The organism is Paenibacillus dendritiformis, from assembly GCF_021654795.1.
Taxonomy (GTDB): Bacteria; Bacillota; Bacilli; order Paenibacillales; family Paenibacillaceae; genus Paenibacillus_B.
The window spans coordinates 5,782,055-5,794,601 of record NZ_AP025344.1 but is presented as its reverse complement, the minus strand read 5'-3'; the positions used below and the strand labels follow the sequence as shown (position 1 = coordinate 5,794,601).

Annotated in this window: 18 protein-coding genes; 15 read left to right on the top strand and 3 right to left on the bottom strand. The window is 45.0% G+C overall.

What is annotated here, in order from left to right; translation table 11 throughout:
• The first annotated feature begins 141 nt into the window (after positions 1-141).
• Positions 142-1,290: a hypothetical protein gene (locus L6439_RS25845; RefSeq protein WP_213469900.1), complete on the top strand. Its 1,149-nt coding sequence runs from the start codon at positions 142-144 to the stop codon at positions 1,288-1,290.
• A 49-nt stretch (positions 1,291-1,339) separates the two neighbouring features.
• Here L6439_RS25845 and L6439_RS25840 read toward each other — a convergent pair whose 3' ends face one another.
• From L6439_RS25840 to L6439_RS25830, 3 genes are all read right to left on the bottom strand, one after another.
• Positions 1,340-2,527: a site-specific integrase gene (locus L6439_RS25840; RefSeq protein ID WP_213469902.1), complete on the bottom strand. Its 1,188-nt coding sequence runs from the start codon at positions 2,525-2,527 to the stop codon at positions 1,340-1,342.
• Between the two features lie 113 nt (positions 2,528-2,640).
• Positions 2,641-3,321 carry an ImmA/IrrE family metallo-endopeptidase gene (locus tag L6439_RS25835; protein WP_213469904.1) on the bottom strand — a complete coding sequence of 227 codons (681 nt, stop codon included), beginning with the start codon at positions 3,319-3,321 and terminating at the stop codon, positions 2,641-2,643.
• Positions 3,322-3,338: 17 nt separating this feature from the next.
• On the bottom strand, positions 3,339-3,704 hold the full coding sequence (locus L6439_RS25830; RefSeq protein ID WP_213469906.1) for a helix-turn-helix domain-containing protein: 366 nt from the start codon (positions 3,702-3,704) through the stop codon (positions 3,339-3,341).
• Positions 3,705-3,828: 124 nt separating this feature from the next.
• Here L6439_RS25830 and L6439_RS25825 point away from each other — a divergent pair, with 124 nt between their 5' ends.
• From L6439_RS25825 to dnaB, 14 genes are all read left to right on the top strand, one after another.
• Positions 3,829-4,020, top strand: a complete 192-nt coding sequence (locus tag L6439_RS25825; protein ID WP_213469908.1) for a helix-turn-helix transcriptional regulator — start codon at positions 3,829-3,831, stop codon at positions 4,018-4,020.
• Positions 4,021-4,103: 83 nt separating this feature from the next.
• Complete coding sequence (locus L6439_RS25820) at positions 4,104-4,421, top strand: DUF771 domain-containing protein (protein ID WP_213469910.1); 318 nt, start codon at positions 4,104-4,106, stop codon at positions 4,419-4,421.
• A 33-nt stretch (positions 4,422-4,454) separates the two neighbouring features.
• The gene (locus L6439_RS25815; RefSeq protein WP_213469912.1) at positions 4,455-4,706 is read left to right on the top strand and encodes a hypothetical protein; all 252 of its coding nucleotides are present in this window, start codon (positions 4,455-4,457) and stop codon (positions 4,704-4,706) included.
• 89 nt (positions 4,707-4,795) lie between these two features.
• Positions 4,796-5,500, top strand: a complete 705-nt coding sequence (locus L6439_RS25810) for a Rha family transcriptional regulator (RefSeq protein WP_213469914.1) — start codon at positions 4,796-4,798, stop codon at positions 5,498-5,500.
• Positions 5,501-5,516: 16 nt separating this feature from the next.
• Positions 5,517-5,840: a DUF771 domain-containing protein gene (locus tag L6439_RS25805; protein ID WP_213469916.1), complete on the top strand. Its 324-nt coding sequence runs from the start codon at positions 5,517-5,519 to the stop codon at positions 5,838-5,840.
• A gap of 491 nt (positions 5,841-6,331) precedes the next feature.
• Positions 6,332-6,553, top strand: coding sequence for a hypothetical protein (locus tag L6439_RS25800; protein ID WP_213469918.1), 222 nt, complete (start codon positions 6,332-6,334; stop codon positions 6,551-6,553).
• The gene (locus L6439_RS25795; protein ID WP_213469920.1) at positions 6,550-7,380 is read left to right on the top strand and encodes an ORF6C domain-containing protein; all 831 of its coding nucleotides are present in this window, start codon (positions 6,550-6,552) and stop codon (positions 7,378-7,380) included. Before L6439_RS25800 ends, L6439_RS25795 begins: the two co-directional genes overlap by 4 nt.
• Before the next feature lie 37 nt (positions 7,381-7,417).
• Positions 7,418-7,960 (top strand): hypothetical protein, encoded by a 543-nt coding sequence (locus L6439_RS25790; protein WP_213469921.1) that lies wholly within the window; start codon positions 7,418-7,420, stop codon positions 7,958-7,960.
• 120 nt (positions 7,961-8,080) lie between these two features.
• Positions 8,081-8,497 (top strand): hypothetical protein, encoded by a 417-nt coding sequence (locus L6439_RS25785; protein ID WP_213469922.1) that lies wholly within the window; start codon positions 8,081-8,083, stop codon positions 8,495-8,497.
• Between the two features lie 203 nt (positions 8,498-8,700).
• Positions 8,701-8,910: a helix-turn-helix domain-containing protein gene (locus tag L6439_RS25780; RefSeq protein ID WP_331253370.1), complete on the top strand. Its 210-nt coding sequence runs from the start codon at positions 8,701-8,703 to the stop codon at positions 8,908-8,910.
• A 94-nt stretch (positions 8,911-9,004) separates the two neighbouring features.
• The gene (locus L6439_RS25775) at positions 9,005-9,364 is read left to right on the top strand and encodes a hypothetical protein (protein WP_213469923.1); all 360 of its coding nucleotides are present in this window, start codon (positions 9,005-9,007) and stop codon (positions 9,362-9,364) included.
• Positions 9,361-9,891, top strand: a complete 531-nt coding sequence (locus tag L6439_RS25770) for a hypothetical protein (RefSeq protein ID WP_237096651.1) — start codon at positions 9,361-9,363, stop codon at positions 9,889-9,891. Before L6439_RS25775 ends, L6439_RS25770 begins: the two co-directional genes overlap by 4 nt.
• A 14-nt stretch (positions 9,892-9,905) precedes the next feature.
• Positions 9,906-10,880: a DUF4373 domain-containing protein gene (locus L6439_RS25765; protein WP_213469924.1), complete on the top strand. Its 975-nt coding sequence runs from the start codon at positions 9,906-9,908 to the stop codon at positions 10,878-10,880.
• 225 nt (positions 10,881-11,105) lie between these two features.
• A complete protein-coding gene (gene dnaB / locus L6439_RS25760; protein WP_213469928.1) occupies positions 11,106-12,422 on the top strand; it encodes a replicative DNA helicase in 1,317 nt (438 codons plus the stop codon).
• Positions 12,423-12,547 lie beyond the last annotated feature (125 nt).

Genomic DNA, 12,547 nt, shown 5'->3' with positions numbered 1-12,547 from the left:
AGGCGTTGAGCATGAAGCACATGCCATCCCGTGACAACGGGTGGGGTGTGCTTTTTTGTTGTATGTTGGTACTGGACGGGATGAGACTGCGCTTCAACCGTACATACAGGCGCCGAGGAATTAAGGAAGGAGAGGGAACGGGTGCAAGTAAGAGTTTACGCCGTAAGAACGGAGACCGGATGGCATACGGGGATGACGTTGGACTGGCGCGTAGATGCAGGTTACTGGCTGTCGGAGGACGGAGGGAAGCGAAGAGGAATGAAGCTGGTCGTGCTCCAGCCTGCTCTGCCGATATTTATCGGGTTGGCGATGCTGGAGGACTTCGCCGAGTGCGAGGAGATGGATCAGTGGGGGAAGCGGGGGTGGACGAAATATTACCGCGATGCGCTGCATAGCTATCGTGAATTATTGTATCTGTTCACCGATTCCGATCGCCATGGGGAAGAGGAGTGGTTCACGGTGATGATCTTGGAAGCGCCGGGTACAGAACCGAACGCGCAGGCGGTCAAGGAATGTCGGCAGGAGGCGTATCGGGTGGCGGAAAGCGCGGCAGTGTACCGGATCGAAGAGAGAGTCACCCGGCGGGCGCCCGCACTTGATCGACTGCCTGAAGCGGGGGGCGCGCCGCGCGCTTCGCTGCAAGCGGACGCATGGCGGCTGGCTGAAGCGCTGCAGGGCAGGCTCGTCTCGGACGAAGAGCTTGTCTCCCTGATGGAAGAAAAGGGCTGGCACGAATGGATTCCGCTCAGGCATACATTCGTTCAACTGGGCTGCCTCCATGGCTGGCTGGAGGTTCGTGCCGGCATTATGCCGGTGGAGGAAGAGGGAAAGCGCTGGGCAAGCAAGGCGATGTCCCGCTGGCGAACAGCTTCTGCCGCGGTGTACCGGTGCAACCGATGCGGCAGCACGGAGGATATGACGGTATCGGCCTGCTCTTCCTGCGGCAGCATGGAATGCCGGACGTGCACGCACTGTCTGAACCTGGGACGCATTCGCTCCTGCTCGCTGCTCGTAGCAGGATCTTCCCTCCGCCCTCCGGCGGCAGCGTCCGGGACAGCGGCCCGAGAAGAAGATCTCGGACCGCGTCTCCCGAAGTGGGGGCTGGCCCCGGCCCAGGAGGCTGCCAGTACGGATGCCCTGCGGTATATCGCGTCGGTGCGGCGGGAGATAGATGTCGGACGTTCTCATGGTTCGGGACAACCCGTGACGGGTTCCTTTCTGCTCTGGGCCGTGACCGGGGCGGGGAAGACGGAGATGGTCTTACCTCTAACCAGACAAACCTTGATATAACAAGGGTTATAAGGCGTATTTATATACTGTGACCATATTTTGACCATACTTAGATGCTGTTGATGAGTTTATCAAACTTATCGACCGCATCCTTTTTTAATTGCTTGGTGACATGTAGGTAAACAGTTCGGGTGATCTTCTCGTCCTTTTGGCCAAGTCTTTCCATGATTTCAGTCAGTCCTACTCCAGCCTCGGCAAGAAGTGACGTATGTGTATGTCTTAGGGAATGCGGGGTAAGGGAGTCACTAAAGCCGGATATTTTGAGTAATCTTTTCAAACGCATATCAATAACTTTCTGCTTTTCAGGGTACCCATAGAACTTAGTTAGTTTTGCAAAGATGAAGTCTCCGTCGTAGTATTCCTTTCGGTATTGCATCTTCACTTTATTTTGAAGGGCCTTTAATTTTTTCAATTCCTCAACAACCATGTCGTTTACTAGTATCACTCTCTTTGAGGTGGTTGTTTTCGGGGTATTCAAGGTATATTTAACAGTGTTGTTTGTCTTGTTCCAGTAAGTCTTTGTTATGCTTATACTCTTCTCCTCGAAATTGACGTCTTTCCACTTTAAGGCACATAATTCCCCCACGCGCATGCCCGTATAAGCCAGGGTTAGGAAAACAGCATAATCTTTGTCCATCCCATGCTCTTTGGCTATCTGTAGAAACTGGACCAATTCGTTCTTCTCAAAATACTTCGGGAGCTCCTCTTCCTTTTCAAGTTCCTCTACAGTTTTAGTAAAAGCCGGGATTGTTGCCCCTTCAGTTGGATTAGCTTTGATTATATCTAATTCGTGGGCCTTTCCGAAAAGCATCTTGGCAGTGGCGTGGGTGCTTGTGATCGTCTCTTTTGAATAACCACTCTCTTTCAAAGATATTAAGTAGTTCTGATACATTTCCTTGGTAACATCTTTTAACATAATGTGTTGAAAAGACTTCAGTAATCTTCGAATGCATACTTCTCTTGATTGAACTGTGGAGACTTTAACATTCTTGGTGCTGCTATAAATTTTTAGCCACTTGGGGGCGAATTCGGAGAATGTAGTATCCTTTTCGCTAACAAATGTTCCGTTGGCTACCTGTAGCTCCACTATGGCGGCGTCCAGTTGGGCCTCCTTTTTTGAATTAAACCCCCTTTTGGTTGACGGTTTCTTCTTGCCGGTTAGGGGATCAATTGCTCCATAATACTTGTACATCCACTTGTAACCGTCTTTGGTTTTGTACTTCTGGAAACTTGCCATTTCGGTACCTCCTTTTTTATTCGAACAAACGTTCGGTAATTTGGATATGTTAAATCAGCCCTACAAATGATGAATGTTATTTGCAAGGTTCGGCTGATTTATTGTATTACTCTCTACATGCCTGTTAGTCGTAATAGTTCTTTGTGTACAGTTTCCGTGTACCCAAAGTTAAAGGCAACTCTGAAAATAGCTGCATTTTCTGGTTCTTTCCTGATTGATTCTTTCTTATAATCTTCAACGAATGCGATACTTTGTTCTCTAAGCAAATTTAATTTGTTAGTCAAATAATTGACTAGTCTCCAGTATAGGCATTCGTATGAAATTTTTGTTGATTTTGCGATCCTATAAAAGTTATATCGATAGCTAAGCATAAGGCTGATTACATCGTCAGGCAGTACTAATTCGGCTGCAAAAGCGTTTGCCTGGCGCTCGAATATCAAAATACTATTATCAAGCATGTCCTTGGCTTGATCTACAAATTGAGATTGCTTATTCCTGTGTAGATAATAATGTCCTAGTTCATGCGCAATTGTGAAATTTTGCTTTTCGGATGAATGATTAGAATTGTATGTTATTGTTGTTTCATATTCATCAATGACTAGCATGCCGCAAAATGATTCTTTTCTGAATGGAAATGCGTCCAAATGAATGTTGTTTTCTTCGACTAGTAAGGCTAGTGCAATATCTGCTCTAAAATCTAATATATTGTAGTTATTATTAAGATACAGTTTTTTGAACAATTTTCTTGCAACACTTATTGGATGACCAAGTACATCATTTTCAAGAATATTCATCAGATTACCCACTCCCATTATTGTCTCTTTTTAAGTATGCGAGCTTTTCTCATTTTGAAATATTCTTCCATATCCTCCGCAAGAACTTCTTTTTCATCTTCAGTTAAATCCGTACCAGTTGATCTTAGCCAAGCACTTATGCTTTGGGGGGTTTCTGTCTTAACTTCATTTGTGGGATCATCCGTAAGACCTAACAAGTAGTCGCTAGATACATTAAAAAAATTGGCTAGAATCGAGATCATTTCTGTGCTGGGATCTCTGCGCCCTGTTTCCCACATTGCAACCATGCTCGTTGAAACGTTAAGCGATTCAGCGAGCTTAAATTGGGTAAGATTTCGACTTCTCCTTAACTCGGCTATTCTAGCCCCTAAATTCGTATTCACAGTAAATTCACCTTCCAAAATTAATAAAATCACAAACAGTAAAAAAACATATTGACTAATCACAAATGGTGAAGTATGATTACACTACAATCACCAATAGTGAAGAGAAAGGAGGAGTTTTTCAATGAATGAAGCATTAGTTAGCGCTAGAAAGAAAGCCGGACTCACTATTTCAGAAGCTGCAAAAAGGATAGGCATTTCCCACGGGATGCTCGCTATGCTAGAAACACAGAAGCGCAAAGGAAGCGACGCAACCAAGATAAAGGTATCCAGCTTCTATAAGCAAAGTGTAGAAGAACTTTTCTATACCCATTAAATCACATATAGTGATTATTTGCAATATCCTTTTCTTTTATTCATCATATTTTGTAAAAATTTCACGATAAGGAGGGGATCAATTTGGAGCGATCGCCAGCATTCAAGGTCATTGTAGACCATGCATATGTCCAACGTCTTGCCAGAGAAGAGGTCAAACGCTTGGTTGAAGAAACTGGTGCGGGCACCTGGTGGGATTTGAAGAGGCTCGAAGCAGAGACATGCCGTAAGCGGGATTGGTTGATCGAGAACATTATGCTTAACCCGCGATTCAAGGAAGAGATGAAGTTAATCTCGAATGGCTGCGACAACGGCCGCTGGATGTTCAGGGCTGCAGGAATGAGGGCATTCTTGGACAAGCATTTTCAGGAGCTTAACGGCAAGCCTATGCGGGCTGGGTGAGCGCCTAAAACAATCGATGGGAGGACTATAGAAATGATGCAGTTGCCAGATGTACAGGATACGCCTGTCGTAAAAGAAATAATCGACTTTTGCCCGGCGTGCGGTAGAGCTATTGTTTTCGGTCAGGAAGCATGGGAGATCGGCCCGGCGCTGGTATGCTCTAGGGTTTCATGCATTCTCAAGCAGATAAAGGCCGAAAAGCGAAGAGCTGGAGGGGTTTCTCATTTTGTACCGCCTCAAAGATACATGAGATCGAAAAATGAGGCGGCGTTGAACTCAAAATGATTTTAACTAACCCAAGAACCTGAAAACTCAGTGCGAGCAATTCGCTGTCGATCTAATCGACCGCAGACTAAACCGAAGGGAGAGAAGATATGAGCAAACTTATCCTTAATACGGAATGCATGTTGTATGAGATGAATGGAAAAGCGCTATACAGCAGCCGTCAAGTAGCTAATGAGTTTGACAGGCAACACAGCCACGTCCTTCGTTCTATCGATGAAATAGCTCAATCCAAAATTGGACTGAGTAAAGAACTGATGATTTTGCTTGCTGGACAGACAATAGAACAATTTTACTCAGAGAATTTTTTTGAGGGCAAGTATAAGGATGCTTCAGGAAAGCGAAATAGGGAAGTTTTAATGACAAGAAAGGGATCTATGCTTATTGTCATGGGCTTTACTGGTGAAAAGGCTACTGTCGTTAAAATCGGCCTGTTAAACCGCTTCGAAGCTATGGAGCAATTTATTCAATCTCTTAATAACGCCAGACTCGAACACCCGGCATTTACACAAGCGATTATGGATTCAAAGGAAGTGCCAATGCATTACCATTTCAGCAACGAAAGCGACATGATTAATCGGATCGTGCTTGGGGTCAGCGCTAAGAAATTCCGAGAAGCCAACGGAATAGCTAAGGGCCAGTCAATTCGACCTTACCTGAAAACTGAACAGATCCAGGCTGTAGAAATGCTGCAGCGTGTGGACATTGGATTGTTGGTGGCCGGGCTAGAGTTCGATGATAGGAAGCGGACGCTGACTCAGTATTTTGAACGTTCGAGACTGAAGCGGATCGCGTAGCAAGGAGGTGGGCTATTTGAACTCGTCCCCTTTATTCAAAGTAATCGTAGACCAAGAATTTGTTCAGCGACTTGCTAAAGAAGAGGTCAAGCGCTTGGTTGAAGAAACTGGCGCAGGCACCTGGTGGGATTTGAAGCGGCTTGAAGCCGAAACATGCCGTAAGCGGGATTGGCTGATTGATAACATTCTGCTTAACCCGCGATTCAAGGCAGAGATGAAGTTAATCTCGAACGGTTGCGACAACGGCCGCTGGATGTTCAGGGCTGCAGGAATGAGGGCATTCTTGGACAAGCATTTTCAGGAGCTTAATGGCAAGCCTATGCGGGCTGGCGTTGGGTGACTAGTAGAAAGGGTGTAGCCTCAACCGACACCCCGGGAAGCTAATGACTAAATTAATTTGATATAGGAGGACTATAGAAATGATGCAGTTGCCAGATGTACAGGATACGCCTGTCGTAAAAGAAATAATCGACTTTTGCCCGGCGTGCGGTAGAGCTATTGTTTTCGGTCAGGATGCATGGGAAGTCGGCCCCGCTTTGGTATGCAATAGGGTTTCATGCATTCTCAAGCAGATAAAGGCCGAAAAGCGAAGAGCTGGAGGGGTCTCTCATTTTGTACCACCTCAAAGATACATGAGATCGAAAAATGAGGCGGCGTCTCAAAATTGAGTTGAACACAGAACTGCTATCCTTCTGACGGATAGCGGTAATGGCAAGGGGGCGGTAAATTACCGTGCCCACAAGTGGGTATGAACGGGGTGTGTCCAAACTTGGGCAGACCATCATCTTCAGTGTCATCAACTTTGAGGATACCACGGAAAGGAGAGAGGACATGAACAAAATAATTACTGTGCTTGGTGTAAGAGGATATATTGATGAAAACGGCACTGCCAAATTGAACTTAGAAGATGTGGCTCGTGGGCTGGGGTTCACAGATAACTCAAAAGGCACTGAGTATGTACGATGGAATACAGTTAAATCTCATTTGCAAAGCTTAGGCTTTTCGCAGGAAGTTGCGAAAGAGTTATACCGTAGAAAGGGGAGAGCAAATTGAACAAGGATCAATTCAATGAGTCCATGAACAACTGGATGGACAAGCAGGAGAAAGAAGCAAGCAGTATCTACCCGGTAGAACAAAAGATGGTTCCGTTTCACGGGGCTGAGATTTTGGGAGTTAGAGCAAATGATGGAAAGGTATATATAGGGGTTAAATGGGTCTGTCGTGGAATCGGGTTTGATAAGAATCATTCCGATACTCAAGTCAAAAAAATACAATCTGATGTCGTGCTGAATCAAGGCGCGTCAAATATGACGCTCCCTACCAATGGCGGATTACAGGAAGTATTAGTCATTGAACTTGATTTCCTTCCTTTATGGCTTGCTAAGATTTCAATCACTCCTAACATACAGGAACGACAACCAGAAGTTGCACGGCGTTTAATCGAATACCAACTACGTGCTAAGGATGTGCTTGCTGAAGCCTTCTTGCCGGATGTATTTAGACCGGAGAATCTAAGCCCTGAGCTGCAAGCCATTTTTATTCAAGATGTAAAGATTCAAAAGCTAGATGCTCGCGTTGATAATTTGGAGAACAAGACCACCATTGATTATGCGAAACAACAAGAGTTAAAGAAGGCTGGAAACGCTAGAGTCGTAAACATCATAGGCGGCAAGAAGTCAAACGCATACCGTGATAGAAGTCTGAGAAGCGAAGTGTATACGGCTCTATGGAACGATTATAAGGAGTACTTCAAAGTAAACTCCTATAGCAACACCTACCTAAAGGACTTTGAACGAGGATTAAAATATGTTCCTTTGTGGACTCCTTCAAATAATCTTTTGCGAAAAATTGAGGAAACAAATGGGCAAACATTGTTTTGATTACCATCCTATAAATAAATGGAAAAGGGGTTTTCACATGTCAAATATCCAATTGGAAGAATCAAATGCCGGAGAAATTATGCACTTGTTTGAGGTGATGAAGAAGTACAATGCAAAATGCAGTCTGGAATTGAATTTGGACAACCACAGCCAGCCTTTTATCGGAATTGCACAAGCAAATGTAACTACAGAGTACATTCAAGGTGAGAATGAAGGGGATACGGTAGTGATTCATCTTGACGGATGTGAATTTTCATTTGACCTTGCTTCACACTCGTTCGCAAAAAAAGTCACGGACTGTCAGATCCTAATCGCTATCATGAGTGACAATTATGCTGCGTGGTTCGACAGTACAGGATTGCCTCAAGAAGGCATTGATCTAGCGAAGAATTACGATGATACATGTGGAGAATTTGAAGATAAAGTAATCGAGTTGAACGTATTATCACCGAATTTTTATGAAGAACTAGACTACATGAAACAACTGATCGAGGAAGGTAGAGTCGTTAAGAACGTAAAAGTCTTGGGCGGCGGCGAGCAGGTGTTGACAGTAGGTTATATTGACGGTGAGCAGTCATGACTTTACATGAGTTGGCCCGCCTTTGGTTCAACCGTAGCCCAATGCAGCATGCAATTATCGTTCGGAACATTCGAAAAAATAAGCAGCAAGTAGCTGCGCAATAAAAGGAGAAATGAAACCATGGAATTGACTAAACAAGAACGCGCGTTGATTGAACTTGTAAGAGGACTATGCTTTGAGGATTTGTTGGATGCAACTGAAGGGATCAGAAAAGAAAGCGAAAAAGCTGCCGAACAGGCAATAATTGCTTCGAAAAATGGTGAGACAATCAACTCTGCCGACTTTAAAGAAAGAGCTGAAAACCTGTTGCATCTTGCTGATGTTCTGGGAGAGGCAAACAAGGACTTTCGTAATCATATCTGCCCGGAAGAAGAGTACATGAATTTTGCTATTGATATACGCCAGAATGTCGCGGAAAGATTTAAAACGTTGGCAGATCTCATGCATGACGGATGGGAATTTGATAAATTTTGCGACAATAGAGACAATGACGGGAATATTTACTTTACCCTTAGTCGGCCAGAAGAGATGGAATGACGAGACATTAACGAATCTCTTTAAACGATAGGGGGAGGAAGAAAACGATGCGGACCATTGATGAGATCATAAAGGACATGGAGGCGCTTGGGACTTCTCCAGAGACGATAGACAGGGATATTGCAGAGCTGGAGGACGAAGTAAGTCAATAGGTTAATAAAGCGCAGAGAGGCAAGCTTACGCTGCGGGATGCACGAGAAAATATGTGTATGTCATATGAAGAGGTATCGGAAAGAACGGGCGTGTCTGTAAAGCGGATCAAGAGGTACGAGGAAGACAGCCGGAGAATGCCACATCAGTTAATGGTAGTGTTCAGCGGACTTTATCGGTTATCTGTTAATCATCTGTACTTTGGCGTTACACCAAGCGTGGAAAATAAAAATCACCTTAACATGTCTTTGGCCGGACGTTAAGGCGAAAACACAAATTCAAGGTATCCCTTTGCGCAACATTATACATAATCATTTCATGTTGCGCAAGGGGAACCCATACGGGAGAGTGTCGATAATGGGGAATAATTCGGCAAATGTCGATTTTGAAACTGAAATGTTGGTAAGGGAAATTGCATTGAAAAGGTTCATGGAAGATAAAAAAACGCAAGAGGCTGATCCGTTAAAATCGCCGCATGTGGTGCAAGCAAAAGATGAAGCATATCAAGCTTTTGACAACCTTATGAAATCTGCGGACCAAGACCTTAAAATGCAACTGTTCGATTTGGAGGATAAGCTGAACGATTTAGCCGGCTTGGAGCATGAATTGGTATTCGTAAAAGGCTTCGTGAAAGGATATTTCCACCTAAGGCAAATCATGAAATCTCAGGAAGCAGCGCTTCTCTCGACTGCCGTTGAAGGGGGAGCTTCGAAATGACAGCGCAGCTGGAGCGAGCGGATACATTCGAGCTTCTCTACTTCATGGCCCCATATCCGAAGCGGGATACAGCAGAGTTCCAAGGCAAGTATCATCACCTTGGATTCAATTGGCGAGCGTATTCACTGAAAGGCGATCGCCAGGCTCTTATACATGCCTTGTGTGCCGCCCTACAGGCCAAAGGCGTTGATAAAGAGGAACGTTATGACTTCTATGCCCAGATCATGTACCGCATTCTGGATAAGGACGAGAGCGCAATGGAGCGTTTATTTGACGCTGCCTTTGGAGGAGGGGGGGGCAACTTGAAGGAAGAGCAATTACGCAAGGTTTTACAAAATAGATGGAGCAAATTAGAGGATCGGTCAAATGAATTATGCGCCTTCATGCAGGAAATGGAGGACATAGACACTGACGACAAAGAAGTTACAGGAACAACTATCTATAGGTTTATGAAGTTTGAGCACACATTAATAGACCAAGAGCAAACATTTATTGATAAATTGCTTGCATTAATTAATTCGAAATAGGCAGGTGGCAGGACATGGCGCGGCCAACAAAGGAAGGGCTTGATTACTTTCCGCTCGATGTAGACTTCTATCAAGATGACAAATTGACTGTGCCGCTCGGTAAATTTGGAATGGAAGGGCTAGGAATTATCGTTCGGTTAATGTCCGAGATTTATAAGAACGGATACTACTATTTATGGGGTGTTCGAGAACAATATGCATTCTCTTTTGGGATTAATGTTGACATTAATATAGTTAGTGGTGTCGTTAATGAATGTGCTGAATGGGGATTCTTTCATAAAGGGTTGTTAGAATCCCATCAAATTCTAACCTCTGCAGGCTTCCAAAAGCGCTATCTGGAAGCTGCAAAAAGACGTAAATTCATCACGTTTATAGAGGGGTATTTGCTGATAGATCCAGTGGTAGCACAGACCCAGGTCAATAGGCCTATAAAAGTGGTTAATTCTGACGGAAAAGAAGTAAATGTATACATTAACCCAAGTAAATGCGAATCAAGTGATACGGAAACACCACAAAGTAAAGTAAAGGAAAGTAAAGTAATTAAAAACCTTACTCGTCAACGGTATGACGAGGATGATCGCTACATGAAGATGGCACGGTATTTTCATGACAAAATCATGGAGCATGCCGAAGCAAACAAAGTTGCCCATTTGGTCAAAGAACCGAACTTTCAAAATTGGGCCGATGAGTTTCGTAAAATCATGGAACTGGATAAACGTGATCCGAAGGAGTTGCATGCGGTCATTGACTGGTGTACTGCAGATACGTTTTGGTCCCCCAATATCTTGAGCCCTAAAAAGCTCAGGGCAAAATACACGGAATTAGCGATGAAGATGCAAGTTAAGACCAAACCAGCAGTAAGCAGGGTGGGGGCGAACAAGGAACTTTTACAACGCAAAATGGCGGAGGTGCAAAATGACCGAAGAACAAACGATAAGACTCCTATCACTGATTTCTACGGCTTACCCGATGGTGGAGTTGACGGATGAGTATGTAGAGCTATGGACGATCATGTTACGAAGCGTTGATTTCAAAGATGCGGTTCAAGCCCTGAATAAACACATACAGACAAGCAAGTATGCGCCCACTATTGCGGAGATTGTCCAGGGTTGTAAATCCGATGCCGAAAGGAAGAAACGGGAGACGGCGGAGCGGGTGGCGCTAATGACTCAATGGGGGAATCAAGCATCATTACCGGCAGGGAGGCAGCATGAATGAATAACGGGATCGTGAACCATGAAGCTGAACAATTTGTGTTAGGAAGCATCCTGAAAAAAGCGGAGCTGCTGAGTGAGTGTAAGCTGAAGGTCGAAGATTTCTATAGCGCCGGCCATCAAGTCTTATACGAGGCAATGCTTGAGATGCAGGAGAATGAATGGCCGATCGAACCTATGTCAATCGTACAGCATCTTGGAGAACGGATTACAGACGTTGGCGGCGTCTCGTATCTCATGAAGTTAGGGGCGGCAGTACCTTCGCTTCGGACATTTGATTTTTACATCGAGCGAGTTAGGGAAGCCAGCCTTCGGCGGACTGCTGTTAAGACTCTACGGGAGTTGCTAAACGAGAGTGAGGCAGCCGAGAACGCCGAACAGTTAATAGCGACGATTCAGGAGAGCGCATCTGTTCTCCTGAAGGAAATCGCCCCTGAAAAGACGTTCCGGCCTATTGGGGAGATATTAACGGACCATGAAGACATGCTGATTGAGCGGCAGAGTAAAAAGGGGCTGACGGGCGTAAAAACGGCCAGTTCCGTGCTTGATAAGTTAACAGGAGGGTACCAGAACCAAGACCTGATTATAATAGCGGCTCGTCCATCGGTCGGGAAAACAGCGTTTATGCTGAACGATGCGAGGGAGGCTGCAAAATCGGGCACGGTGGACGCGGTTGGCATAATCAGCTTGGAAATGCCCGACTTACCTGTATCGGAGCGTGTGCTTGCAGCAGAGGGGAATATCGACGGTATGAAATTACGAACGGGATTCCTTGAAGATTACGACTGGAGCAAATACACAATGTCACGGGACATGATCGCAACTTTGCCGATTTACATTGATGACTCTCCAGGCGCGACAATCCAAGATATCAGGGCAAAGGTACAGGCCTTCAAGAAGAAACACGGTCGAATCATTATATACATCGACTATCTGCAATTGATTAAGGGCGGGAAGCGATTCGCCAACAAGACGGAAGAAGTCGGGTATATAAGCGGCCAGTTAAAACAGATTGCCCGCGAAAATGATTGTCCCATTGTCGTCATTAGCTCGCTGAGCCGAAACGTTGAGCAGCGGCAGGATAAGCGGCCAATGATGTCCGACCTTCGGGAATCCGGACAGATCGAGTTTGATGCAGATCAGATTATGTTTCTATACCGGGATGACTATTACGATGCGGAAACCGAGAAAAAGAACATTGTCGAAATCAATGTCGCCAAGGGCAGGAATACGGGAACCGGGATGTTCGAAATGCTTTATCTCAAGAATTATAGCAAATTCGTTGATTTGGGCACTATGGGACAGGGTGCGGGCTAATTGTTCTTTGAATAGGGCAAGAGACGAACGGAAGCGGGTATCCTAGCGATTTAAAATTCAGTCTAGTATAAATTATCATCCAGACATCAAAGAGGCTCTACGAGGCCGTAGAGCGCGCATGCGCA